At 41.3% G+C, this 699-nt stretch carries 1 pseudogene; it reads right to left on the bottom strand.

Annotation, left to right across the window (positions count from 1 at the left end):
• A pseudogene (locus AC805_RS15955) lies at positions 1–543 on the bottom strand (hypothetical protein); the annotation flags it as partial.
• Positions 544–699 lie beyond the last annotated feature (156 nt).

Genomic DNA, 699 nt, shown 5'->3' with positions numbered 1-699 from the left:
GAAGCCTTGTTCTTCTTCTGAACTCTCAAAGTTTTCGATGAAGCTCATTTTTCTGAAGCCTTGATGCTGTCGCTGTTGATAGGCGGTTTTAAAGTATTGGGGCTTTAAGGATTTGCTGTAGTCGTCTACGGCTAGGTCTATTCTCGTAAATCTTGTCTGGTTGGCTATTAGGTATTGGATGTATTGTTTTAGGTTGTCGAAACTTGCGCCGATCAGGGTTTTTCCTGTCAAGCTTAGCCAGCAGTCTAGTTTACCGTCGTCTGTGATATTCCATCCGATTATCGATCCTCTAGTCGTGCGGATTGAGTGGGTGAAGTGTCTCCCTTTATAAAGTGGGCGATCGTCGTCTCTTATCCATTCATCTTTGAATATCTCGGTTATGAGTTCCAGTAAGTATTCAAATTCTCCATAGTTTGGTAACTGTATGCAGCCCTGCAACCAGTCGAATACCGCCATAAATTGGCTCTCTGGTTGTTTCTCCATTGGTGGAGCTTCCGAAAGAACCGACCCCGTATTACCTATCGGGGTTTTCAAAATTTCCATCAGCAGTCCCTATTCAGTTTTTGATTGAGTGTGTTTCTCTTGTAGTTCATTCATATTTTTTTTGCTACCCTTATTTGTTTTTCTGATAAGCTAATTTCTTGGAATCCTCGTCTATCCCTATAAGTAAATATTATGTTTCGTGGCGCAATTATTGCT

Source organism: Pseudanabaena sp. 'Roaring Creek', from assembly GCF_001402795.1.
Taxonomy (GTDB): domain Bacteria; phylum Cyanobacteriota; class Cyanobacteriia; order Pseudanabaenales; family Pseudanabaenaceae; genus Pseudanabaena.
Note: the sequence above shows the minus strand (reverse complement) of the source record. Positions and strands in the feature narration are given on the sequence as shown.